Raw genomic sequence first — 25,507 nt, 5'->3', positions numbered from 1 at the left:
CAATGGGGTTTGCCTGATGAATGTGAAAGCACTTCTCGCCCTTGGCGCAACCGCAGCACTCCTTTCCGCTTGCTTGTCCAGCGGCGAGACAACCACCAGTTCAAGCACCAGTGGCGCAGGCCAACCAGTCACCCCCAGTGAGACACCCTTGAAACCGTCCGAATTCTCGGTGGCAAATGGCTGCTTCGGCTTGCAATCGGCATTCAGCCGGCAATTTGTGCAGCCCGCCGCCGCCCGTTACGCAGCAGGCCCCGCCACGCAAGCTGAAAACTTCACCATGCGACCCACTGAATTGGGCAAGTACCTGATTTACGGCAGCGACCGGCAAATGATCACGGCCCAAGGCAACACGCTGGTGGCCAGCGCTGAGCCCACGGATGCTGCCGTGTGGCAAGCCAGTTTTGACAAAGACAAAAGCCAGTTCACCTTCACTGACACGGCAGGTCGGTTCTTGGCGCTGGATGAAACTGCCGGGCTAACCACAAGCACTGAACAAACCGAACGTACACAGTTCAAACTGGCCCCCGCCAGCGATTGTGCAGCCTACCCCGAAATGCCCACCGCCATGGAAGGCACACCCTACAAAGGCCGCGGCGAGAATCAACCCATCATTGGTTTTGCTGATACGCACACGCACATGGGCATGTCCAGCGAAATGTCGCTGGATGGCAGTGTAGGCCCATCCGCAGGTGGCGTGCTGTATGGCGAGGTGGTTCACCGTTTTGGTATTCCGCATGCCTTGGGCAGTTGTGAAGGTTTCCACGGCCCCAACGGCATACGCGATGCCAACAACATTCTGGAAACCACACCGGGCGCCCAGCACGACACGCAAGGCTGGCCCACATTTGTAGACTGGCCACGCCGCAACTTCCTGACCCACCAGGTGATGTACCACGCCTGGGTTGAACGGGCCTGGCGCGCAGGTTTGCGCGTGATGGTCAACCACGGCACCAACATTGCCGCCCTATGCCGGGTTGGACAGACTTACTCGGGCAATCCGCAGGCTGACTGCAACGACATGGGCGTGGCTACAAAACAGGTGGAATACCTGTATGACGTGCAAGACTATGTGGACGCGCAATTTGGCGGCCCCGGCAAAGGTTGGTACAGAATTGTGAAAACCCCCGCCGAAGCCCGCCAAGTAGCCAATGAGGGCAAACTGGCCGTGGTACTGGGTGTTGAAGTGGCGCAAGTGTTCAATTGCGGCGTCACCTTCCTGCCCGGTGGTGGCGAAATTCGCAAATGTGACCAAGCGCAAATTGACGCCGAAATCGACAAACTGTGGGCACTGGGTGCGCGCCATGTGTACCCCTTCCACGACATCGACAGTTCTTTGGGTGGTGCCGGTATTTTCAGTGGCGACGTGATCAACTTCCTGAACTTTCTGGACACCGGTGCTTTCTGGAAAACCACAGAATGCCGCGACTTCCCAGAGAACGAACCCTCGGTGCGTGAACCGGGTACGAACATGACCACAGCCGTACCCGGCAGTAGCAGCAATGCGCTCACCAAAATGCTGTTGGAAGCGGTGGGCGGTATTACACCGCTGTACCCGGATGGCAAACGTTGTAATGCCCGCACTGTGACCGACCTTGGCCAGTACGCACTGACCGCACTGATGAACCGAGGCTTTGTGATTGACATTGACCATGCGGCCTACCACAGCAAAGACATCATGCTGGACCTGGCCGAGACCATGAACCCGCCCTACCCCATGGCTTCCTCACACGATGCGCACGGTGGCCTGACCAGCGACCAGGCGGTGCGTATGCTCAAAAGTGGCGGTGTTATTTACCCCTACAAAGGCAATGGCATCAAGCACGTGGAATTTCTGGAAAAGTTGAAATTCTGGCGCAACAAAGCGGGTATGAATAACACCCTACTGGGCCTGGGTTATGGCGCAGACGGCAATGGCTTTGGTGGACACCCTGGCCCCCGTGGTGGCGACAGCGTGCCGGTTCAATACCCGTTTACGCTGTTCCGGGGTGAAGGCTGGGGCCCGCGTTACCAGTCCTTGCCTGCCATGAAAGTGAACATGCTGACCATTCCGGAAAGCGGCAAGTTCTGGCACATCGATGAAGTGGGCATGGCGCACTATGGCATGGTGGCCGACTTCGTGGAAGAAGTACGCCTTGAGGGCGGTGGCGAGGCCATTGATGCGTTGTACAACAGTGCTGAAGCTTATGTGCGCATGTGGGAAAACGTGTACTACCGCAACAATCCAAAATGATTGCGCATTTGCTATGCTCGGTGCTGCTGGCAGCACCGGCCACCGCCATGGCACATGCATTTGGTGAACCCATGCAACTGCCCATGCCTTATGAGCTTTACATCGCGGGATCGGTGTTGGCGCTGGTGCTGTCGTTCGTGTTGCTGGCTTTCAGTGGTCGGCCCGGCAACAAACTGCTCAAGGGGCTGAATGCACAGCGCACATTGCCCTGGCCTGCCTGGCCTGCGCAGTGGGTTCATCGGGCGCGCGCAGCGGGCTCACTGTTCTGGTTAAGTGCCCTGGTGTTCTGCATCGTCACAGGTTTGGTGGGCAGCAATGACAGCCACCGCAACTTCAACATGACCTTTTTCTGGATTCTGTTTGTGCTGGGCGGTGCCTATGCCGCCATGTTGATTGGCGACTGGTACCAGCACCAACATCCCTGGCGCTTTTTGCTGCCTGGGAACTGGAATGGAATTCGAAAATACCCGCGCTGGCTGGGCCACTGGCCCGCTTTACTGCAACTGGTGTGCCTTGTTGCCATTGAACTGTTTTTTCACAGCACACCACGCAAGCTTGCCTTGCTGTTGATTGCGTTTGGTGTGTTCAACCTGGCGGGCATGTGGCTGTGGGGCACCCGGCGCTGGCTGCAACGGGGTGAATTGTTCGCAGTGTTGTTTCGACTATTTGCAGCCTGCTCACCACTGCGCAAAATACGCAGCACCGATGGAAAATACCGCTGGCGAATTGCCCTGCCCTTTTCCGACCTTCGTCGCCTTCGCCTGTGGCACCCAGCGCAATGCCTGTTCGTGTTGTTTTTGCTGTCGTCCACCGCTTACGACGGGCTGCGTGAAACCGCGGTGTACTTCAATATTTTCTGGCAAGACCCCTTTGGTATTTTGACCATCGCGTTTGGTGACCACCCGTTGAAAATTTATCCGCAAGTGCGCCCCTGGTTTATTGCCTGGGAAATGGCCTTGCTGATCGCATCGCCATTTTTCTACTTGCTTCTGTTCGTGCTGTTCATTGCCCTGGGGCGCATGCTGACTGGTAGCAAACAACCCATCGCTTTGCTCCTGTGCCGCTATTTACCAAGCCTGGTGCCCATCGCCGTGGTGTACCACTTGACGCACTACTACACCTTGCTGTTTAGCCAGGGTTTGAAAATACGGGGCTTGGTGTCCGATCCCTTCGGATGGGGCTGGAATATTTTCGGCAATGCCATTACAGGTCGTCTGCCGTGGCTACCCGACATGGCCAACATCTGGACCAGCCAAGTGGTGCTGATTCTGGCTGGGCATGTTGCCGCTGTGTGGCTGGCCCACCAGCAGGCTTTGCAACTTGAACGCAGCAACAGGCTCGCCACATTGAGCCAGCTGCCCATGCTGGTGTTGATGGTGGTTTTCACCAGCGTGGGGCTTTGGATACTGGCTCAACCGCTACAGGGTTAATCCATTCCGGTTTGGCCAAAACCCATCAGCAACACAGAAGTCAGGTTATGCAAACTACCCTGTGGCGCGCGCGTTTTGGGCGTTAATCCATCCGTAAAACCCATGGCCCTGAAGCGGTCCAGCAGGCGCTGGTCTTTTGAAACAATGAATACAGGCACGTCCCATGGCGTCGGTTCTCGCGACACACTGCCCGTAGGCTGATGGTCACCAATCATCACATACACGGTTTCTCGTGGCTCTGGCTGGCTGAAATAACCCGCCAACCAGGTATTGGTGTAATTGATTGTGCGCAAGTAATCGGGCTTCATGTATTCCCAATTCACTGGCTCGGCTTGTGCGCGGGCTGCGGCTGCCGAATCGAATGGCTGGGGGCTCAACAGCTTTTTCCAGTCAGGCTGATACGGCGGCACTTGATGAAACGGAAAGTGACTTGAAATGGTTGGGAAAAAAGTAAACCGGGGCTTGGCCGATTCATTGCGCGGGTACAACTGCTCTACGCGCGCAGCAGCATATTGGTCTGGAATTTTCCAGAAACCAAATGCCGGGCCTTCGTAGTTCAAGGCAGGGCCATCAATGTATTGGTCAAAGCTGTAAAAGGCGCGCTCAACCCACTCCCAACCGACAGAATGATAAAGGCCAAAGGTTTCGTAACCCTCTCGCTCAAACACATCGAGCAAGGTCGGCCGCTGGGTGGTTAACAGCACATCGTGTTTGCGCGAGTCTTTCAAATCAATGCCCGACAACACCGACAAGTGCGCAAGGTCGCTTGCACCACCAATGGTCGGCGACACATAAAATGCAGACACCACATTGCGGCCGCTGGCCAAAATGGACTTTTCAAGTTGTGCACGGGTTTGTGCAACGGCATCTGAAGAATCTTTCTGGTCATAAAGTACAGCGCCATATGTTTCCAGAAAAATCATGTGCACATCGCGGTTGTTCAGCGCCGCCAAGGCGGGTGTGTGCGGGTTGGCCAAGGCCTCGTCGATCACCGTGGTGGCTGGCAACAACTGCGCCGCACGCGAGGGCACCAGTATGTCGCGCAGTTTCATCGCCTCTTTCCAGTAAACCGGTACTACAGCCTTGGACACAAAGGTGGGCTTGTCCGGATCTTCGGAATAATTAACAAGTACCACCATGCCAGCCAACAGCAAGGCACTCCACAACCACAGCGTTTTTGAAACAGGTTGCACTGCATTGCTCACGGTGTGCATGGCAACTAGCAGCAGCCGGTAATAAGCCCACACAGCGGCACAAACCAAAAGCACAACCACGGCTGTCAGCCACACGGGCAAGCCCTGCACGGTAACCCACACAAAGCGCGGAAGCTGTGGCACATCCCAATACAAATTGACCGGACGCCCCAATAAATTGGGCACCACCACATCGGCATAGTGACCAAATGCCATCAGCAAATACAGCGCAGAAACAACACCCAGTGCCCGTACGGACGGCTTGCCAAACACCGCAACCCATGCGGAAAGCAACATGATCAGGCACACAAACTCGGGCGATACGCCCAGGTCGGGCAGCACATACACCGTGGGCCAAATGGCCGAGAAGCAAAGGGTGGAATTTAAAAAGATCAAGGCCAACAACAATTGACCGCTGAAGCGCCACTTCGACACCTCGTTGGTACCACCGAGGCCCATGCCAAGACTGCCTCGCAGTGCTGTATCTGTAGAACTCATGACTGCTTTACACCAATTTCATTGTGCACCACAGCCCTGGTGGGCGCAGCACTGAGTAAGGAAACGACAAACGCCGCGACAAAGGGCAAGCCTTGAGAAATCAGAACAAGGCACCAAGCCAGGTTTTCTTTGGAATCAAAGCCCAACCGAAAATAAATCAATCCCACTGCACACAACAACACAAAAGCCAAAACGGATTCATCACGCGCTGCATTCACCGCATGCAATACAGCCATCCGACTGGCCATTTTTGGCGTGCGAATGAAAGGAATTTTTCGCCCCACGAACAAACCCGACAAGGTCGCTCGCCCGATTGCATAACTCAGCGACAAGCCTGCCAAAGTAGCTGCCATGGCGGTGCGAAAACTGGCCTTGACCTGCACCAGATACAGCGTAAACAGCTTGGTGATTTTAAATGCAAAAAACATGATGGGGACCACGCTAATCAATAGCGGCGGTGCATTGAAGGCCAAAGGATCGAACAACATCAATCCCGACCAAAGCACAGCGAGCAAGGTAAAAACCAGATTGATGCCATCGGCGATCCAGGGCAACCAACCCGACACAAAGTGGTAGCGTTGGCCTGCGGTTAACTTGCTTTGTTTGAAACCGAGCAACTGGCCTGCGTGTTCGCGCAAAATTTGCATGGCGCCATAAGCCCAGCGGTGTCGCTGTTTTTTGTAATCGGTAAAAGTGTCGGGAATTAAACCGTGCCCATAGCTTTGGTCGATGTACACCGCTTCATGGCCCTGCTCAAAAATTCGCAGCCCCAGTTCCGTGTCCTCGGTAATGGTGCTGATCCCCCAACACCCCACCTGCTCAAGCACCGATCGGCGAACCATGGTCATGGTGCCGTGCTGAATAATTGCGTTGCGCTCATTGCGGGTCACCATGCCCAAATGAAAAAAGCCCTTGTACTCGGCGTAGCACACGGATTTGAATGCACTGTCCACGCCATCGCGATAGTCTTGCGGGGCTTGTACAATCGCAATCTCGGGTTTTTCAAATTCGGGGGCAAGGTCTTTCAGCCAATGCGGCAACACTTTGTAATCTGCATCAATCACAGCCACCACTTCGGCTTGCGGACAGGTTCGCTCCAGTGCGTAGTTCAAGGCACCTGCTTTGTATCCACTCAAGGGGCTTACATGAAAGAACCGGAAGCGCTTACCTGACTGTTGGTCCAACTGCTGGCAATGCGCCTGCACCGGGCGCCAGGTGGTTTCATCTTTCGTGTTGTTGTCCACCACAATCACTTCGAAATCGGGGTAATCCAGCCGGGCCAGTGCATTCAGGGTGTCGATCAGCATTTCCGGTGGCTCTTCATAGGCCGGCACATGAATAGACACAAACGGCTGATGGCCTTTTGCAAGCGCCGTCTCAGCCTCACCGCGCTTGGGCAAGGTCAACAGCCTGCGCCGGCTGCTGTACCACATGGCTTCGGCCCATTCATGGGCTTCCGACATCACGATCACAAATACCCCCACCACGCCCAGCAACAAAAACACGGAAATGGCCACACTGGCCCAAGTGTGGTACTGCAAGGTGAAATCGTAGATCACGTAAATGATCAGGGATGAAATGACAAAGGCATTGAAAATCAAAAAAGTGCGTCCGCTGTCGCGCAGGGTTTTACTGTCGATCAGCAACAGGAAGGTCATCATCAACGCCACCACGATGGAAGCGGCAGCAAGCAACTTCCATTGCGGTATGGCAATAATTGGACGATCGGGTTCAAACTTTGCCTCGCGGAATGAATCAAATACACCCCAGTGCCCGCCCACACTGCCTTCAATATCTGACTTCCAGGGTTGATCAAAAGCCTCCATCACGTAGAACACGATGTCTTCTTGTTCAGCACGCTGAATGAAGCGACGCAAAAACTTGGCCTGGTTGGCCTGGGATGCGTCGGCCTGCTTGATCGAGCGCCCATTGCTGGGCCAACCCACTTCAGTCACCACAATCGGTTTGTCAGGAAACGCCAACTGCAATCGCTTGTAGGTATTGATTGAAAAATTAACCGCGTCGTCCAGCGCAATGCCCTCCCAGAAAGGCAGCAAATGCACAGCAAGGTAATCCACATGCTCAGCCAGCTCCGGGTTTTTCAGCCACACATGCCAGGGCTCTGCAGTGCTCACAGGAATATCCGTTTCAGCGCGCACCTGGTCCAGGTAAGCAGTCATCTGCTTCAGGTTCAGGTCTTCTCGCAGCAAGGCTTCGTTGCCCACAATCAGGCGGACTACGTTGTAGGGTGGGCTGTGGGCCACACTCAGCAAACGCTCAAGTTCTTTTTCATTGGCTTGCAGGTCGGGGCTTAACCACGCACCCAAGGCCACATTGATGTTGTGTGCTTTGGCCAGCGCGGGAATTTCTCCGAAAATACCCGCCACGGTGTAGGTGCGAATGGCCAGCGTTTTACCGGCCAACAGGGACAAATCCCGGTTGATGTCTTCAAGCTTGGGTTCGATGTTGTCGATGGGGCTTTGCCCGGCCTGGTAGGGCGAAAACGCGAAGCCCGGAATAACCTGATTCCAGGGCGGCTCCTGAGCAGGTTGGTTGATATAACCGTAACCCCCGACAACCAGCAACACAAAAGCAAACAGTGCAAAAACGGAGGGCATGGGCGTACTGCTTTAAAATCGATTCAGTGAATTCTATCTTGACCACGCAGATGCGCAAGAAGTTCTTGCAGCACTGCGCCTGGTTGCTCAGCTTGAAGAAAATGACCGCAGCCCCTCAAGGTGCAACTTCGTACCCCTTTCGGAAAATATCGGGCATCGACCATGGGCTCAAGCAGGGCCGCCTGCATGCAACCATCATTTTCACCTGCCAGTACCAGTGTCGGTACATGCAGTGCTTGTCTCGACAAGGCATAAATGGAACGGGTTGGCGCATGATGCAAGGTAAACAGCGAGCGGTAATAACGTGTAGCAGCCCAGGCTACCCCCGAATTTGAGAATGCATCGAACACGGGTTGAATCTCGGACTCTGCATATTTCCAGCCCGGGGACCAACTGTTCCAGAAAGCCCGAATTCGACCAAACTGGTTGGCAACCAACCTGGCTGGCGCAGAGGCGGATTGCATTTCGAGCATGTAAGCAGAAAGTACCAGCTGCTTGGGCAATAATCGCCAAGCCCTTTCCACTTTTTGAAATGGCGGAATGGCCAGCAGGCTGAGTGTTGTCCAGGCCTGTGGATCTGTGGCCGCGGCGGCCATGCCAGCCACGGCACCCCAATCATGCCCCACCAGGTGAACCTCACGCCCTTGAAATAAATGTCGCCAGGCCAACAAGTCAAGCCCGGCATTGAACGGATCATAAGCAGCGCTTGGGCTGACTGAACCGGGGGTGTACCCACGAAGCCACGGCCGCACCACAAGATAGCCCGCCTGTGCCAGCCCATCGGCCACACCGTTCCAACTGTGTGGCGTGTCGGGAAAACCATGCACAAGCATGGCGACTGGCCCATTTTCCGGACCTTGCACCATGGCACTAAGCCGCAAATTGTCGTGTTGCAGGTAAATCGTTTTATACGTCATTTGGAACGGCTAAAGTTACCTCTGAAAAATGCTTCCAGACGAAAGGTCAAGGCCACATAGGGATCTCGATTGCCCTCAGTTGGGAAATGAATTTCAGGAATAATGTCCATGAACAAAATGTTCTTGTGAATATCGCGCCGGTAGTAAGCCTGCAAAATGTAATCCTTAATGGTTTTCTCTCCGCGGTCCTCGCCCACAATAATCAGGGCGTATCTCAACGCCGTACGCGAGTTCAGCACCCGGTTAATTTCCGCAGTTTGTGAAAACACTGTGGAGTCCCGCATTTCTTCGTATTCTGCATAGGTTTGAAAGCGCAGGGTTTTTTCTTCATCAAGCGGTTTATTCAAATCGAAATTCGTGCGCACTTGCAAGCCGCGTTGGTTGAATTGGGTCACCCGGCTCGATGAATTGATTTGCCATTTGCTCTCGCTGAAGTTCCACTGCCTCAGCGCCGAGTAGCGAAGGTACGGATCCAGTGGTGCACCAAACTTCACACCCAAACCCAAGCCTTGCACCCACGCCTGTTTGGGATCTTTGGACGAACGCTGCTCCAGGCCCACAGCAGAATTGTTGGTGTCAAATCGCTCACCCCCACGCACTTCCCGAATGCCTTGTTCAGAAAGGCGACCCAAGGGTTCTTCAATGTCGCTTTCAATAATCAGGCGCAATCGCTTTTTGGTGGTGGGCATGTCCACCCGAAAACGAACGCTGGGATCAAGCTTTGAATCGCCGGGCTGAAGCCGCGTGTCCAGCGCAACGCGAAGAAAAGATTGGTTTTCAACAAACAGACTGTCTTCGGTACCAAAAAACTGATCAATGTTTCGGGCAGTGTTGTCGACCATTCGGGTCAAATCGTAATGCACAGGCTCAAAACGTTCTTGAAGCCAAACTGGCAAATCACTCTCGGTATTTGCAGCTTGAGCGACACGGCCCAAAGTCAACACGCACAAAAAAACTGCAACAACGGTGGGGGCTATTTTCAAAGCCTTCTCCTGATCAAGCTGTACTGCAGGTCAATACACGATATCAATGTACGCCTTTAAACAATGGGGCGTAAGTCCCTGAATCTAGTGATCAATGCTGCTAAACACATCGAGTTCAAGCGTTTGAATTTCCCTCCCCGCCTTTTCTATGCAACAAACTGACCACCAAGGTGATCACCGTGATCGGCACGACAAAACTCAACATGGTGTTTGAATAAAAATCGAGTGCATCATGCCCCTGTGCATCCAGAATCAGATACACCACATACGCGGTGTAATAGGCCAAAAACACACACCCCTCCCAACGTGCAATTTCTCGCCCGGTGAGAAAAATTGGCAAACAGGCAAAGGCCACTGCCAACATCACCCACATGTCAAACGCGAGCAAAGAAGACGCGACCTGTAAACCCGCCGGAGCTGCGACCAGACTTGAAATACCCAGGCAGGCAAAGATATTGAAAGTGCAACTGCCCACCACATTACCCACCGCAATATCGCGTTCGCCCTTGAGGGCTGCCGCAATTGATGTGGCTACTTCGGGCATGGATGTGCCCGCAGACACAATGGTCAATGCAATCACAACGTCGCTAACGCCCATGGCCTTCGCAAACACAACAGCCGAACCCACCAGCCATTCAGAGCCCAACACCAGCAAACCCAAACCCAATACAATCAAGGCCAACTGCACTGGCAATTTGGAATCCCAACTGCCTTGCTCAGCCGGGTGCAATTCTTCATCAAATTCGGTTTGCGTGGCTTTAACTTGCGAGCGGGATTGAATAACCAGAAAAGCGGTGTAAGCCACCATGAGCACCACAAGAATGCCACCATCGCTCCACGACAACTGCCCGTCCAGGCTCAACAAAAGCAACAACACCGATGCACCAATCATGATTGGTACTTCCTGGCGAATCAGCTGAAGATTCACCACCAACGGTGTGATCATGGCGCTTAAACCCAAAATAAACAGCACATTGAAAATATTGCTGCCCACCACGTTGCCAATCGCAATGTCGGTGGTACCCGCCAGCGCCGCGCCAACCGACACGGCCACCTCGGGCGCGCTGGTGCCGAAAGCAACCACGGTCAAACCCACCACCAAGGGTGAAATACCAAATGAAAAGGCCAGGTTGGATGCACCACGCACCAGTACATTGGCCCCCAACACCAGCAACACCAGCCCTGCCACAAACAGCAACACATCAATCAACATTGAACTTCCCCTGTGCAACAACCCCATTGTGAGGGATAAGAACTCGCTCGATTTCTCACCCCAGATGCATTTCTCGTACGATACAAATGTTACCGCCTGAATTCTAAAAACGCATGAAACCTGTAATTTTCTGCCTCGAAGACTTTGAAATGCATCGTTTTGTTCTCGAAACGCATTTGACTCGGCTGCTGGCGGATCGGGTCGAGGTGAGATACTTCAGAAGCCTGGCCCAACTGAAAGCCTCGCAGGGCGGCTGCCAGCTTCTTATTTCAGATCTGAATGTGATTGACTCCAAAGCGGAGAACACCGCCCGCTTTCTGCTTGAGTATTGTAAACACACCCCGGTCATTGTTCAGTCCACCGAAGAGGAACTGCCTTGGCAACTAGAACAACAAGCCGCTGGCCGAATTCAGGCTGCGGAAAAAGGTGGCCAGGGTCAACGGTTTACTCAGGCCATTGAACACTTCATGGCGCAGTTTGATCAAAAAGTAGTTTAAGCGCTGCGCAATTTTTATAGCTTGTCGCGAAAAATAAAGTAAGCGGCCCCCACCAGGCACAAACCAGCCCACAAGTAATCCAGCTTCAGCGGCTCTTTCATGTAGAAAACCGCAAACGGCACAAACACCGTCAGCGTGATGATTTCCTGCATCACCTTCAACTGCCCAACCGACAACACGGTGTACCCAATTCTGTTGGCGGGCACCTGGAACAGGTACTCAAACAGTGCAATACCCCAACTGATCAGGGCTGCAATAATCCAGGGCTTCTGGCTCATGTCTTTCAAATGGGCATACCATGCAAAGGTCATGAAAATATTGCTGATCAACAGCATGGCAATAGTGACCGGAACAGCGGGCATGGCAACTCCAGATGATTAGGCGAAACGGATGCGATTAATCTGCGGTAGTGTAACCAAATTGCCGCACCGAGCGAATACGCTCAACAAATGCACATCCAAATTACAGAGCGCTCCTTCCGCCATGCTTAAACTTCTAAAAACATTGTTGCTGCTTCTCGCCCTGTCGTTGGGCAACACCAGTTTTGCAGGCGAGTTTGACCACAACTACACCGCGTGGAACAGCCTGCTGGCCAAACATGTGAAGTGGTTACCCGACAACAAGCAAACCGCCGTGGATTACGCCGGCTTTCAAAAAGACCGGCAGGCATTGAAAACAGTGTTGAATGATTGGTCTTCGGTGAGCCAAGCCGATTTCAACGGCTTCTCGAAAAACCAGCAAATGGCATTTTTAATCAATGCCTACAACGGTTTCACCATTGAATTGATTTTGACGAAATATCCAAAAATCAAATCCATCAAGGAAATCGGAGGCGTGTTCAGTAGCCCCTGGAAGCAGGAGTTTTTTACATTGCTGGGCGAAAAGCGACACCTGGACTGGATTGAACACGAGCAACTTCGCCCCAAGTACAAAGAACCCCGCGTTCACGCTGCTGTAAACTGCGCCAGCATTGGCTGCCCGGCCTTGCGCAACGAAGCCTTTACCTCAATCAAACTGAATGCCCAGTTGGACGACGGCATGCGCCGTTTTCTAAGCGACGCCAGTCGCAACCGGGTCAAGAACGGTGAGTTGCAAGTGAGCCCGATATTCAAATGGTTTGCCGAGGACTTTGAAAAAGGACATCAGGGTTTCAAAGAAGTGAAGGATGTATTTGCCAAATGGGCCAAAGATATGGGCTCTACGCCGGAAATAGTCGATAGAATCGCATCCAAATCATTGCCGGTGACGTATACAAAGTACGACTGGTCGCTCAACGACATCCCACGTTAATCCTGATTCACCGATTCATGCCTCATCCAAAAACGCTGCTACTGTTTAATTACGACTGGGACGAACAAGGAGCCAACCGGCTTCGTGCCCAGTGGCCCAGTGTGGCTTCAGGATTTGATTTGTTCAGCTTTCCGAGCAATGCACGCCTGGCTTGGTTCGACACCGAGCGCTTCGTGGCCAAGGCTGCAGTGCTGGCCAAACTTCACGGTGCAAAAGCTGTGGCGTCCAACCACGAACAGTTTGGTGCCCTGTGCGCTGCCCTGCTGGCCGAAAAAATGGGCTGGCCCGGCACGCCTGTGAACGCCATTCTTGCTTGTCAGCACAAATTGCACGCCCGCGAGGTGCTGGAGCAAGTAGCGCCGGAAGCGAACCTGCCTTTCGCCAGACTGAATGCAGCCTATGGCGGCCCTGTGCCCCAAGGTATTGAATATCCACAATTTGTGAAACCTGTGAAGGCCGCTTTCTCGGTGTTGTCACGACAGGTTAAAAATGCCCAGGAACTGCACGACCACACCCGCTTTGGCCCCTGGGAACTGTGGGTGATCAAGCACCTGGTTGAGCCGTTCGAGCGCGTCGCCAAGAAACGGCTTCCTGAAGCAGGCACTGCGCACAGCATGATGCTGGAAGCCCCCATGCGTGGGCGGCAATTCAACCTCGACGGCTATGTGTGGCAAGGCCAGGTTCGACCGCTGGGCGTGGTGGACGAGGTCATGTACCCAAACACCGATGCCTTCATGCGCTTTGAGTACCCCAGCAAATTGCACCCTGATGTACAGGCACGCGCAGCCGATGTAGCAAGGCGTTTTCTGAACGCCGTTGGTTTTGATCATGGTTTGTTCAACATGGAATTTTTCCATGACGAAGCCACAGACAAAATCACCGTGATTGAATTCAATCCACGTATGGCCTCGCAGTTCTCCGACTTGTATTTGCGCGTGGACGGCATCGATCTGCATGAAATTGCATTTGCACTGGCGCACGGCATTGACCCGGCCACACTGGCACGCCAGGTGCCCACTGCAGGCGCCACCGCCAGCTTCGTATACCGCTCATTCGATCCGAAAGCCACGGTACCATTTCCAAGCTTTGTACAAAAAACCACCTTCCGGAAAGCCTTTCCGGATGCCTTGCTTTTTGAATACCCCAAAGACACCAAAGAGTTGCACCGGGATTTCAAGTGGCTGCGCAGTTACCGCTATGGAATCATCCACTTGGGTGGCGACAACCCTCGTGATCTAAGGCATCGCTGCGAACAGGCGAGCGCCATGCTAGGCTGGCCAGCGCCCTACCTTGAAGACCCGGCAGGAACTGTTTTCAGCGAAACAGGTCAGTTCATCGACTTGATTCAACCCCGCACAGGAGAAGTATTTTGATATTTACACGCACCCACAAACTATTGATCGCCGCCAGCCTGGTGTTGGGCCTAAGCGGCTGTAGCGCAATGACCGCCCAAAACCCCGCCAGCAAATTGACGCCTGTGAACGCCGCAGAAATGGAAGGTGCAGATCGCCTGATGCTGTTTGGCGCCGATGTGGTGGCCTATTTCACACAAAACGCCTACGTGCAGGGAAAGCCTGAGTTCAGCAGCACCTACCAGGAAGTGGATTTTCACTTCTCGAGCGCCGAACACAAGGCGCTGTTTGATGCAGAACCCACGAAATACATTCCTCAATATGGCGGCTACTGCGCCAACGGCATTATGTTCGGCATTCCCTGGGGTGGCAATGCCACCGACTTCAACGTGGTGAACGGGAAACTGTACATTTTCGGCGGCACGGTGTCGCAGGCGGCCTTCGAGCTTGAAATGGACAAAAATATTGCCTTGGCTGACGACTATTGGGAGCAAGAAGTAAAAGGCAACAACAGCTTCATTCAACGCGCAAAGCGCCTCGTCATTCGCGTACCGCACTACAAAACCGGAGAAGAGCAAGCCGCTGAAGTTCAGGCCGCCGGTAAGCTGGGCAGCTAACGATTAAAAATTAAATGTTAAAAAAACAGTCGTACAAACATTTCATCATTGAAACGTGAATTGTTTGTGCGATCATCAATTTTCGAGTTTTTTCCAATCGTTCTATATAACGAGGTACTCATGAAAAGTTCAGCAATTTCCATTTCACGTCGTCTCTTTTCTGTGGCAGCCATTGCGCTGGCCGCTGGCATTTCAGTGTCTGCACACGCAGAACAGGTGTTGAGAGTAACCACCATTCCCGAAGAGGCCGCCACCGAGCAAATTCGCAAATTCGAACCACTGGCTGCTTATTTGTCCAAGGCCGTGGGCATGAAAGTTGAATTCACACCAGTAAGCGACTACCCAGCCGCAGTTGAAGCCTTGGTTAACAAAAAAGTAGACCTCGTGTGGTTTGGCGGCTTTACCCATGTACAGGCCAACTTGCGCTCCAACGGCAAGGTCATTCCAATCGCCCAACGCGTGGAAGACACCAAGTTCCAGTCTGTATTCATTGCCAAAACTGATTCAGGCATTAAAACCCTGCAAGACATGAAGGGCAAACAAATTTCATTTGGTTCACAAAGCAGCACCTCTGGCCACTTGATGCCACGCAGCTTCCTGCTCGAAGCAGGCCTTGAGCCAGAGAAGGCATTCAAGCGCGTGGCTTATTCCGGCGCGCACGATGCCACCATCGCATCAGTGGTTAGCGGCAAAGTAGACGCAGCAGCGCTGGACATCACCGTGTGGAAAAAGTTTGTGAACGAAAACAAGGTGGACACCAAGGCTGTAGACGTGTTTTACACCACCCCACCCTATTTCAATTACAACTGGACAGTACACCAAGACATGCCAGCCGATTTGCGCAAGAAAATCCAGAAGGCCCTGTTTGACCTGGACCCGGCAGTGCCTGAGCATGCTGAAATCCTGAAGTTGAACCGCGCCACACGGTACATTGACACCAAGCCTGAAAACTACAAAGGTTTGGAAAGCGCCGCTCGCAGCGCTGGCTTGTTATAATCAAAGAGTAGAAGGGGGCCCGCACTTGGGCCCTCGCAGTAATATGGGGAACGCAGCGCAGTGAAGCTTCAAATTCAGGACATTGACGCCTGCCATCCCTCCGCACCTTCCAGCAGCGTACCGGCGATCAAAAAAATGTCGCTGCAAGTTGGCAGTGGAGAACAAATCGCCCTGATCGGCCCGTCGGGCGCAGGCAAAACCACGCTGCTTCAGGTGCTGTCATGCACCCTGAAACCCTTGCATGGCAAAGTTGCCTTAAACGATCAAAGCCCTTGGGCTTTAAGCAAGCGCAATTTGCAAAAACTGCGTGGCCAGTTGATTGTTGCACCCCAAGTGCCACCGCTGCCACCAAGGCAGCGTGTGATTACCTCGGTGTTGGCCGGGCGTTTGCCGGCCATGAACCTGGCACAAAGCATCAAATCACTGTTTTACCCGGTTGACATCCCGGCTGCGCACCAAGCGCTGAGCAAGCTTGACTTGCCCGAGAAAATTTTTGAACGCGTTGACAGGCTTTCCGGTGGTGAACGCCAGCGTGTTGGCCTGGCCCGCTTGTTCGTATCCCCTGCCAAACTCTGGCTGGTGGACGAACCCTTGTCAGCACTTGACCCCACGCGGGCTCGACTGGCCATGTCGGCACTCACCGAAACAGCACGCGAAAACGGCATTACCTTGGTGTGCACCTTGCACCAGGTAGACATGGCTTTGGCATTTTTTAACCGGATTGTGGGCCTGCGCCACGGTCAAATCGAGTTTGACCTGCCCACCGAGCAAGTAACGCCTGCCATGTTGAAATCCCTGTACTCCCAATACGAGCACGAACTTCTGGGCCAACAAGACCGTGAATTGATCGAGAAACAATTCGAGCGTGTAACGCCGGCAGTTGTGGTCAACAATTGCCGATGAACAGCCTGCACTTGCCAGTACACAATCCGCGTTTTGACGTGCCGGCACGCGACCCGGCGTGGCATCAACGGCTGTTCTGGATCATTTTTACGTTTCTGCTGTTGTGGCCCCTGACAGAGGCCACGGAATTTCGACCTTCGGTTTTGTTTGAAGCCGAGAACATAAAAATCAGCGCCGAGTTTATTGGCAGCTTTTTTCCACCTGTACTCGAACCCGATTTACTCGCCAGAATTCTGCGCGAAACCTGGAAAACCGTTGCCATTGCAACGGCCGGCATGGTGCTGGCCCTGATCATTGCTTTCCCGCTCACCATTTTGTCCACCCGGGTTTTGTCGGTGTCCGCCATCTCGGGAAAAATGGGTGCCTTGCCCTTTGCCATTCGGCAGGCCATTCGCTGGACACTGATTGTTCTTCGCAGCATCCCCGAACTGGTGTGGGCACTGGTGTTTGTTCGCGTGGTGGGTCTTGGCCCCACGGCAGGCGTATTGGCCATTGCGCTTACTTACGGTGGCATGCTGGGCAAGGTGTATGGTGAAATTCTGGAAAGTGGTGAAACCACGCCAACAGAGACATTGCTGAGAAACGGCACCGGGCGCTTACAGGCATTCTTCTACGGCCTGCTGCCCCAGAACGTGATGGAGCTGACCTCCTATACAGTGTACCGCTGGGAATGTGCCATTCGATCCTCGGTTGTACTGGGCTTTGTGGGTGCTGGCGGCCTGGGTCAGGAACTCGACAACTCCATGAAAATGTTCAATGGGGGTGAAGTGTCGACCATGCTGATTGTGTTTATTCTGCTGGTGGCTTTGGCCGATGCGGTCAGCGCGTTTTTCCGGAAACGACTGGTATGAGCAATTTGCAAAATACCGCCTGCCCCACCAAGGCACCACCAGTGATGAAAGGCGGCACAGCCGCTTTGCTGCTGGGCATGCTTACCCTGATCACTGCCAGTTTCTGGACACTGAACCTGAAATGGGGTGAATTTTTATCCATGGAAGCGTTTCGATCCATGGGTCGATTCATCGCCGAATTTTTCCCGATGGACACGCAGTCCGCTTTTCTGACCAAAGTTGGCTGGGGCACACTTGAAACATTGGCCATGTCGCTGTTGGGCACCGCACTGGCTGCAGTGGCTGGCCTTGCTTTGGCCATACCCGCAAGCAAGCTGCACAGCAATGACAAAAGCCGCATGCGCACACCCACGCGTTGGGTGCTGAATGCCTTGCGCTCAATTCCCGAGTTGGTGTGGGCGGCGCTGCTGCTGATTTCTGCGGGCCTGGGTCCTTTTGCAGGCACGCTGGCGCTGGCCTTTCACACCACGGGTGTGCTGGGCAGGCTGTTTGCTGAATCGATTGAAAATGCACCACCCGAACCTGCGGACGCGTTGCGCACGCAGGGCATTGGCAACTTGAAAGTATTTTATTTCACCACCTTGCCGCAAGTACTGCCCCAACTGATGAGCTACACCCTGTACCGCTGGGAAAACAACATTCGCGCAGCTGCGGTGTTGGGCGTGGTAGGTGCCGGCGGTTTGGGGCAATTGTTGTCGTTCCACATGGGCTTGTTCCAGATGGGCAAAACCGCCACCATTCTGGCAGCCATGTTGCTCTTGGTCGCAATTGTGGACAGCATGAGCTACCACCTGCGCCGCACCTTGACCCGATGAATTCGTTCAACCCAAGAAAGCCATGAACCCAACACCGCAATTCATACAGATTTATCAAGGCCAGGCCGAGCACATTCGAGAAGAATTGCTCAGTGGCCTGCGTGCCAGCAAGGCACACACCTCGCCCAAATACCTGTACGACGAATTGGGCTCGAAACTGTTCGAAGCAATTACCTGCATACCCGAGTACTACCCCACCCGGACCGAAGCGCTGATTTTTGCCAGCCACGGGCATGACATGGCCAGGCAGGTGCCCAAGGGCTCGGTGTTCATCGACCTGGGAGCAGGCAATTGCGAGAAAGCGGCCAGACTTTTTAATGTATTCCACCCGGCACGTTATGTGGCCGTGGACATTTCCGTGGACTTTTTAAAAGGCTCACTGGAATGCCTGCAACGGCAATTTCCTGAACTGGAAATGGCGGGTGTGGGCCTCGATTTCTCCAGCGAACTGAACCTGCCCGCTGGTCTGGCCCTGAACCCCTCGCAACCGCGAATCATGTTTTACCCGGGTTCCAGCATTGGCAACTTCACACCCGAGGAAGCACTGCTGTTTTTAAAACAGGTGCATGCGGTATGTGCCACGGCCACAGGGGGTGGCCTGCTGATTGGGGTCGACCTGGTAAAAAACAAATCTGTGCTTGAAGCCGCTTATGACGACGCATTGGGCGTGACTGCAGCATTCAACCGCAACATGTTGCTGCACTTCAATACGCTGGCTGGCACCAACTTCCAACTGGAAGACTGGAAACACATAGGCCTGTACAACACCGAACTGAACCGCATTGAAATGCACCTGGAAGCACTGCGGGATGTTGTGGTGACCTGGGAAGGTGGTGAACGCCAGTTTGTGGAAGGCGAGCGAATTCACACTGAGAATTCATACAAGTGGACGCTGACCGGGTTTGAGGATTTGCTGAAACGCGCAGGTTTTGGTGCTTGCAAGGCTTACACCGATCCCGAACAGAAGTTTGCGGTGTTTTGGGCGCAGGCTTGAAGGCTGCCAATTCGTATCGCCAACTCAGCGGGATTGCCGGTTTCTTTCTTTAACTCGGCGGGGTTACCCGATTCCGCACTGAAAACCGTTTGATCCCTTTTTGAATTAATTCTTGCTCACCGAGCTCGGCAAAAAAGACGGCCGACTCTCGGTGTTGGCTGAAAGCCAAACGCATCGAATGAATCCAAACGGGACGGTTTTCATGAATGTGCGAAACAGGCAAGCCCACTGCCGAGTTGGCGAAAGAAACCGCCGGCCGCAGGCGTGATCAATCACCGTCCGGTTAATTCGTCACCGTCTCGTAGCTTAATCGGCAGCGATGTCCCAATCGCTTCGCCTTCAAGAAAACCTGCCCGTTTGAATTCACACGCCACGGTCAGCCGCAGGCTGACAATCCGATCGACCATCTGTTTTGTCGAGCGGATTGAGTCAGTGTGAACTTCAAAAAGGGAAATACAGGTTTTCAGGCGAACGCATTGGGATTCGCGCTGATTAAGCGATAAGCGAAATGCGGATCTAAGAAGCGATAAAATGCGCGACGATTAAGCGACAACAGCCGCGCTAATCACGCAGCAGCAAGTCGCCACAAACTGGTCACTTCCTTCGACCGTGCATCAAACAGCGCATCACTGGCATCAAAGGCCTTGCCATGCTTGGGCTTTGCATCTGTGCGGCCCAATACTTTCAAGCCCGCCAGCTCAATCCAGCCCAGCAACTCTTCCCGCGTGCGCAACTTTAAATGCTCGGCCAAATCCGACAAGATCAACCAACCTTCTCCGCCCACATTCAAATGCGCAGCCAGGCCAGCAAGGTAAGCTTTCAGCATGCCGCTGTTTTCATCGTAAATGGCGCGCTCGATCGGTGAAGTCGGTTTGCCCGGCAACCAAGGCGGGTTGCACACAATCAGGTCGGCTTTGCTGTCGGGAAACAAGTCTGCCTGCACCACTTTCACCTGTTTGCCCATGCCCAAATTCTGGATATTGAATTGCGCACATTCCAGTGCGCGTGGGTCGTTGTCGGTGGCCACAATATTGCTCAACCAGCGCTGAGCCAACACCGCTGCCAACACACCGGTGCCCGTGCCCACATCCACCGCCGAACCGTTGACCTCACAGGCTTTGGGCAAAGGCGCTTTCAGCACCAAATCCACATACTCGCCGCGCACAGGCGAAAAAACCCCGTAGTACGGGTGAATGCGGTTGCTGGGCGGGTCGCCAAGAGCGGGTACATCCACGCCCTTCTTGCGCCATTCATGCGCACCCACCACGCCCATCATCTCGCGCAGCGAAGTCACAATCATCGGGCCATCTACTGGGGGCTCACCCCATGCTTCCGTGCAGGCTGCCAGCACATCGGGCGCACGGCGCAGTGGAATGCTGTAATCGGCGTTGAACGGGATCAGGATGGAACCCAGAATTCGCGCGCGTTGGGCTTGCGCCTGACGGTACAGGTGAAATTTCTGGGGGTACTCCACATTGTCCTTACCAGACTTGGCAGCTTTGCTTTTTTTGTGTTCCGCGTTTTTGTCCACCCGTCGCACCAAGGCCTGCATCAGTTGGCGGGCATTCTGAAAATCGCTTTGCCACAAAAACACATTGCCCTCACAGGCCAGGCGATAAGCCATGTCGGCAGTCAGTGTGTCGTCGGCCAACATCACTTTGCCCGGCACCGCCAAATTGCGCTCCGACTGCCAGCGCGCACTAAAGGTTTCATCGCCTTTGGTCCATTGGATTACAGGGTTTTCTTGGGCTGAGTGCATGCGGGTTCTCGCGGTGAATGGCGGGTTGGATCGTGTAAACTTCTTCAGGGTCGCAGTGTACCACCTTGGGTGGTTCGCCCCCCAATTCACCCCTATCCAATGAAGTGGCTGTTGTCTTGATTAAACCGTCCGTCGTCATCGTAAGCCCCGCTCTTGCCGATTCAAATAACGGCAACTGGCAAACCGCCCGCCGCTGGCAATTGTTTTTATCCGGGCATTTTAATGTGCGCATTGTGAAGCATTGGGAAAACACGCCAGCCACACAACGCGACGTTGCAATGATCGCACTGCATGCGCGGCGTTCTGCCGACTCAATTGCGGCTTGGGCGCAAAGCCGCGGCAACCATGCACACGGAAGCCCCGGGCTAGTGCTGGCACTGACAGGAACCGACCTGTACCGCGACATTGAAACTGATGAAACCGCGCAAAAGTCGCTGGAGTTGGCGCGGCATTTGATCGTGCTGCAAGAAAAAGGCACCGAGAAACTTAGCGAGGACCTGCAAGAAAAAACATCGGTGATTTTTCAATCAACCACCTCACGCAAAACCTTGCCCAAACCCAAACGCCGATTGAAGGTGGTGATGGTGGGGCATTTGCGCGATGAAAAAATGCCGCAAACCCTGATGGAAGCAGCAGTGCTGCTGCGGGGCTACCCTGATATTTACATCGACCACATTGGTGGGCCCTTAGACCCTGAATTGGCCCAGGCTGCTGAAGAAACCATGCAGGCCTGCCCCAATTACCGCTGGCTGGGCAATCAGCCCCACGGTGCAACCCGAGCACGCATTCAACGCGCCCATGTACTGGTTCACGCCAGCAAAATGGAGGGGGGAGCACATGTGATCATGGAGGCCGTGTGCAGCGGCACCCCTGTGGTGGCCAGTTATATTGATGGGAATATCGGCATGCTGGGTGCTGCCTACCCGGGTTATTTCCCTTTGGGCAACTCGCATGCACTGGCCAATGTGCTAACCCAGTTGCAAGAGGACATTGTGAATCCGAAACCCTTGCCACCGGGTAAATCCAGTATGTACACCAAATTGAAAAGCCAATGCGCCGAGCGGGCCAAATTATTTGCCCCGGAAAACGAACAAAACCGGTTAATTGCACTCGTACAACGAGCAGTTCAAGACAACAACGAAGCCAACCCACAAGAAGTACAGCATGCAAACATCTGACCAACCCATCCTTCGTGACATTGTGCTGGTAGGCGGCGGCCACAGCCATGTGGGTGTGCTGCGCATGTTTGGCATGAAGCCTTGGCCCGGCGTGCGCCTTACCCTGATTTGTACCGATATCCACACCCCCTATTCCGGCATGCTGCCCGGCTACATTGCGGGCCACTACAGCTATGACGATGTGCACATTGACTTGGGCCGCCTGTGCGCCTTTGCAGGTGCACGCCTGTTCAAAGACGAAGTGGTGGGCATTGACCGAGCCAATCAAAAAGTAATTTGCAAGAATCGCCCGCCAGTGGCTTACGATGCGCTGTCCATCAACATTGGCAGCACACCGCAGGTGCAATTGGTGCCCGGCGCGTTGGAAAATGCAGTGCCCGTGAAACCGATTGCTCGATTCAATCAGCGCTGGGTTAACTTGCTGGACCGAGTAAAAACCCATGCCGGCAAAACCACCATCGCCGTGGTGGGTGGCGGTGCTGGTGGCGTTGAACTGGCGTTGGCCATGCAATTCCGCTTGCGCAATGAACTGAGCACCATGGGCCGCAACCCGGATGAGCTTGAATTTCACTTGTTCACCGCCGATGCGGATGTGTTGCCCACCCACAACCCCGGCGTGCGTGCTAGGTTCGAGAAAGTATTGAATGAACGTGGTGTGGTGCTTCACCGCGACGCGGAAGTGGTGCAACTGGATGGCCACACCCTGCAAACCAGGCAGGGCGAGCGCCTGCATGCCGACGAAATTATGTGGGTGACGCAGGCTGGTGGCGCGGCCTGGCTAAAGAACACCGACCTTGAACTCGATTCACGTGGCTTCATCAATGTGGGCCCCACCCTGCAAACCACACGTGACGCCAAAATTTTTGCAGCAGGCGACATTGCGAACTTGACCAGTACACCGCTTGAAAAAGCCGGTGTATTCGCTGTGCGCATGGGCAAACCCCTGACCAAGAATTTGCACCTGTTTGTACAGGGTGCCGACCTGCTGGAATACCGCCCCCAGAAAACCTGGCTGGCTTTGATCAGCACAGGCGACAAATACGCAGTGGCCTCCAAAGGTTCACTGGGCTTTGCAGGCGCTTGGGTGTGGCAGTGGAAGGACTGGATTGACCGTCGCTTCATGGCGAAATTCAGTGACTTTCCAGACATGGACCCCAACGCAAAACCAACTGCTGGCAACAGTACACCGAATTTGGCACTGACGCAGGAAGAAAGCCTGCAGGCCATTTCTGCGATTGCCATGCGCTGTGGCGGCTGCGGTGCCAAGGTTGGCTCCACAGTTTTATCTCGCGCACTCGGTAACCTAAAACCGGTGGATCGCGAAGATGTATTGGTGGGGCTGCACGCCCCTGACGATGCGGCGATCGTGAAAGTGCCACCCGGCAAAGCCATGGTGCACACAGTCGACTTCTTCCGGGCCTTTGTGGACGACCCCTATATATTCGGGAAGGTTGCTGCCAACCACGCTCTGGGCGATGTGTTTGCAATGGGCGGCGAGGCGCAATCAGCCACGGCCGTGGTCACTGTGCCGCCGGGGCTTGAATCGAAAGTAGAGGAACTGCTGTTTCAAATGATGAGCGGTGCAGTGGAAGTACTGAATGAAGCGGGCTGCGCATTGGTGGGTGGCCACACCGGAGAAGGCCGCGAGTTGGCTTTGGGTTTTGCCATCAATGGTTTGGTGGATGAAAACCTGGACGGCGTGATGATCAAGGGTGGCATGCGCCCTGGCGATGCAATTTTGCTGACCAAACCAATTGGCACCGGCACCCTGTTCGCCGCCCTGCCGCAGTTGAAAACCAAAGGCCGCTGGATTGATGCTGCGCTGGAATCGATGGTGAAAAGCAACCGATTGGGCGCACAATGCCTGCGTGAATATGGATCAAAGGCCTGCACTGACCTGACCGGTTTCGGGCTGTTGGGCCACTTGGTGGAAATGACCCGCCCTTCCGAGGTGGATGCCGAACTTGATTTAAGCGCCTTGCCCCTGCTGGACGGTGCGCTTGACATGGTCAGCGCAGGAATTGTGAGCTCTCTGCAACCCGCGAACGTGCGCTTGCGCCGAGCCATTCGAAATCAGGCTGAGTATGTGAATGACCCGCGCTACCCACTGATTTTCGATCCGCAAACCGCAGGTGGTTTGCTGGCCACAGTGCCTGGCGAGCAAGCCGAGGCCTGTGTGGCTGCATTGAAGAAACTGGGCTATGAACACACCGCCATTATTGGCCGCATACTGCCGCAAGGCGAAGCCATTGAGCCGATTGTATTGAAGGGTTGAGGAAGTACCAAATGCCACAGGCTGTTCAACAACACTGGAAGAAAACAACACTGCTGCTGCTTGCGGCCGTGTTGCTTTTAGTGTGGCTGAGTGCGGATGTGTCGCTGCAGGACATGCTGGCTGCGCAGCGCGAATTGGCCATGCACTTTATGGACAACCCAACGCTGGTCACCTTGATTTACTTCGCTGTGTTTGTGCTGCTCACAGCACTGTGCCTGCCGGGTGCAGGCGTATTGATGTTGGTGGGTGGGGGTTGCATGGGCTTTGGCCTGTGCATGGTGGTGTCAACCGCTGCCTCAGCTTTGGGTGCCTTGCTCACCATGCTGTTTGCGCGGCACTTCTTTCGATCCTCAGTTGAAAGCCGGTTTTCCAACAAGCTGAACGAGATTAACAAGGGGATCGAAAAAAACGAAGTAGCCTACCTGCTCAGTCTTCGCCTGGCACCCATCATTCCTTTTGTTGCATTCAATTTGCTGGCTGGCCTGACCCGAGTAAAGCCGTGGACATTTCTATGGACCAGTTTTCTGGGCATGCTGCCCGGCACCATGCTGTATGTGAATGCGGGCAATGAGCTGGCCAAGGTGAACCGGCTGGAAGAATTAATTTCACTGGAAGTGGTTATTTCTCTGGCCGCACTGGCTTTGGTGCCGTTCCTCATTCAGTGGGGAACTCGGCAATTTCAGCTGCGCAAGGCGGCTTGAACCCAACTGACTTGAGTTCCGATCTCTCGTCTGCCGGTTAACTGCCCGATCGGCTTGGGTTCCTACCTCTTGGCGGTTATTAATCGCCCACTCGGCTTGGGTTCCGATCTCTCGGCGCTTCTTAACCGCCCATTCGGCTTGGGTTCCGATCTCTAGCCTGCCAGTTAACGGCCCAATCGGCTTGGGTTCCGATCTCT

Annotated in this window: 21 protein-coding genes; 14 read left to right on the top strand and 7 right to left on the bottom strand. The window is 54.2% G+C overall.

The features are described from left to right. The first annotated feature begins 16 nt into the window (after positions 1-16). Together B4C79_RS08960 and B4C79_RS08955 are read left to right on the top strand one after the other, a co-directional pair. Positions 17-2,230, top strand: a complete 2,214-nt coding sequence (locus tag B4C79_RS08960) for a peptidase M19 (RefSeq protein WP_291751307.1) — start codon at positions 17-19, stop codon at positions 2,228-2,230. Continuing rightward, positions 2,227-3,660 (top strand): hypothetical protein, encoded by a 1,434-nt coding sequence (locus tag B4C79_RS08955; protein WP_291740775.1) that lies wholly within the window; start codon positions 2,227-2,229, stop codon positions 3,658-3,660. The genes B4C79_RS08960 and B4C79_RS08955 overlap by 4 nt, the downstream gene beginning before the upstream one ends. Here B4C79_RS08955 and B4C79_RS08950 read toward each other — a convergent pair. From B4C79_RS08950 to B4C79_RS08930, 5 genes are all read right to left on the bottom strand, one after another. Further along, positions 3,657-5,351, bottom strand: coding sequence for a sulfatase-like hydrolase/transferase (locus B4C79_RS08950; RefSeq protein WP_291740773.1), 1,695 nt, complete (start codon positions 5,349-5,351; stop codon positions 3,657-3,659). The two genes, B4C79_RS08955 and B4C79_RS08950, sit on opposite strands and share 4 nt — an antisense overlap. Continuing rightward, positions 5,348-7,969 (bottom strand): glycosyltransferase family 2 protein, encoded by a 2,622-nt coding sequence (locus B4C79_RS08945; protein ID WP_291740771.1) that lies wholly within the window; start codon positions 7,967-7,969, stop codon positions 5,348-5,350. The genes B4C79_RS08950 and B4C79_RS08945 overlap by 4 nt, the downstream gene beginning before the upstream one ends. Positions 7,970-7,992: 23 nt before the next feature. Then, entirely contained in the window at positions 7,993-8,886 is an 894-nt protein-coding gene (locus B4C79_RS08940; protein WP_291740769.1) for an alpha/beta fold hydrolase, read from the bottom strand. Then, on the bottom strand, positions 8,883-9,869 hold the full coding sequence (locus B4C79_RS08935) for a hypothetical protein (RefSeq protein WP_171097743.1): 987 nt from the start codon (positions 9,867-9,869) through the stop codon (positions 8,883-8,885). Before B4C79_RS08935 ends, B4C79_RS08940 begins: the two co-directional genes overlap by 4 nt. 115 nt (positions 9,870-9,984) lie before the next feature. After that, a complete protein-coding gene (locus tag B4C79_RS08930; protein ID WP_291740767.1) occupies positions 9,985-11,082 on the bottom strand; it encodes a calcium/sodium antiporter in 1,098 nt (365 codons plus the stop codon). Between the two features lie 149 nt (positions 11,083-11,231). On the opposite strand from B4C79_RS08930, the gene B4C79_RS08925 reads away from it, so the two are divergent. Then, entirely contained in the window at positions 11,232-11,579 is a 348-nt protein-coding gene (locus B4C79_RS08925; protein WP_171097738.1) for a hypothetical protein, read from the top strand. A 14-nt stretch (positions 11,580-11,593) separates the two neighbouring features. Here the strand turns inward: B4C79_RS08925 and B4C79_RS08920 are convergent, their stop codons facing one another. Beyond that, positions 11,594-11,941 (bottom strand): DMT family protein, encoded by a 348-nt coding sequence (locus B4C79_RS08920; RefSeq protein ID WP_291740764.1) that lies wholly within the window; start codon positions 11,939-11,941, stop codon positions 11,594-11,596. 121 nt (positions 11,942-12,062) lie between these two features. Between B4C79_RS08920 and B4C79_RS08915 the strand changes: the two genes are divergently transcribed. The 8 genes from B4C79_RS08915 to egtD all read left to right on the top strand — a co-directional run bounded on the left by B4C79_RS08915 (position 12,063) and on the right by egtD (position 19,397). Then, the gene (locus tag B4C79_RS08915) at positions 12,063-12,869 is read left to right on the top strand and encodes a DUF547 domain-containing protein (RefSeq protein WP_291740762.1); all 807 of its coding nucleotides are present in this window, start codon (positions 12,063-12,065) and stop codon (positions 12,867-12,869) included. Positions 12,870-12,886: 17 nt separating this feature from the next. Continuing rightward, complete coding sequence (locus B4C79_RS08910) at positions 12,887-14,242, top strand: ATP-grasp domain-containing protein (protein WP_008250154.1); 1,356 nt, start codon at positions 12,887-12,889, stop codon at positions 14,240-14,242. Then, complete coding sequence (locus tag B4C79_RS08905; RefSeq protein ID WP_291740759.1) at positions 14,239-14,838, top strand: YHS domain-containing (seleno)protein; 600 nt, start codon at positions 14,239-14,241, stop codon at positions 14,836-14,838. The genes B4C79_RS08910 and B4C79_RS08905 overlap by 4 nt, the downstream gene beginning before the upstream one ends. A gap of 120 nt (positions 14,839-14,958) precedes the next feature. Beyond that, a complete protein-coding gene (locus B4C79_RS08900) occupies positions 14,959-15,834 on the top strand; it encodes a putative selenate ABC transporter substrate-binding protein (RefSeq protein WP_291740757.1) in 876 nt (291 codons plus the stop codon). Between the two features lie 60 nt (positions 15,835-15,894). Beyond that, on the top strand, positions 15,895-16,737 hold the full coding sequence (locus B4C79_RS08895; RefSeq protein ID WP_171097726.1) for a phosphonate ABC transporter ATP-binding protein: 843 nt from the start codon (positions 15,895-15,897) through the stop codon (positions 16,735-16,737). Next, the gene (locus B4C79_RS08890; RefSeq protein WP_291740754.1) at positions 16,734-17,588 is read left to right on the top strand and encodes a PhnE/PtxC family ABC transporter permease; all 855 of its coding nucleotides are present in this window, start codon (positions 16,734-16,736) and stop codon (positions 17,586-17,588) included. Before B4C79_RS08895 ends, B4C79_RS08890 begins: the two co-directional genes overlap by 4 nt. Next, positions 17,585-18,403 (top strand): phosphonate ABC transporter, permease protein PhnE, encoded by an 819-nt coding sequence (gene phnE / locus B4C79_RS08885; protein ID WP_414673436.1) that lies wholly within the window; start codon positions 17,585-17,587, stop codon positions 18,401-18,403. Before B4C79_RS08890 ends, phnE begins: the two co-directional genes overlap by 4 nt. Positions 18,404-18,425: 22 nt before the next feature. After that, on the top strand, positions 18,426-19,397 hold the full coding sequence (egtD, locus tag B4C79_RS08880) for an L-histidine N(alpha)-methyltransferase (protein ID WP_291740752.1): 972 nt from the start codon (positions 18,426-18,428) through the stop codon (positions 19,395-19,397). Between the two features lie 565 nt (positions 19,398-19,962). Here the strand turns inward: egtD and B4C79_RS08875 are convergent. Continuing rightward, on the bottom strand, positions 19,963-21,156 hold the full coding sequence (locus B4C79_RS08875) for a class I SAM-dependent methyltransferase (protein ID WP_291740750.1): 1,194 nt from the start codon (positions 21,154-21,156) through the stop codon (positions 19,963-19,965). Positions 21,157-21,272: 116 nt separating this feature from the next. On the opposite strand from B4C79_RS08875, the gene senB reads away from it, so the two are divergent. Genes senB through B4C79_RS08860 form a run of 3 tightly spaced genes read left to right on the top strand, consistent with a single transcriptional unit; the run spans position 21,273 to position 25,310 of the window. Further along, entirely contained in the window at positions 21,273-22,334 is a 1,062-nt protein-coding gene (senB, locus tag B4C79_RS08870; RefSeq protein WP_291740748.1) for a selenoneine biosynthesis selenosugar synthase SenB, read from the top strand. Then, positions 22,321-24,609 carry a selenide, water dikinase SelD gene (gene selD, locus B4C79_RS08865; RefSeq protein ID WP_171097716.1) on the top strand — a complete coding sequence of 763 codons (2,289 nt, stop codon included), beginning with the start codon at positions 22,321-22,323 and terminating at the stop codon, positions 24,607-24,609. Before senB ends, selD begins: the two co-directional genes overlap by 14 nt. 11 nt (positions 24,610-24,620) lie before the next feature. Next, entirely contained in the window at positions 24,621-25,310 is a 690-nt protein-coding gene (locus tag B4C79_RS08860; protein WP_171097714.1) for a TVP38/TMEM64 family protein, read from the top strand. Positions 25,311-25,507 lie beyond the last annotated feature (197 nt).

It is taken from the genome of Limnobacter sp. UBA7229 (assembly GCF_002473065.1).
Classification (GTDB): domain Bacteria; phylum Pseudomonadota; class Gammaproteobacteria; order Burkholderiales; family Burkholderiaceae_B; genus Limnobacter; species Limnobacter profundi.
This window is presented reverse-complemented; position numbering and strand designations above follow the sequence as displayed.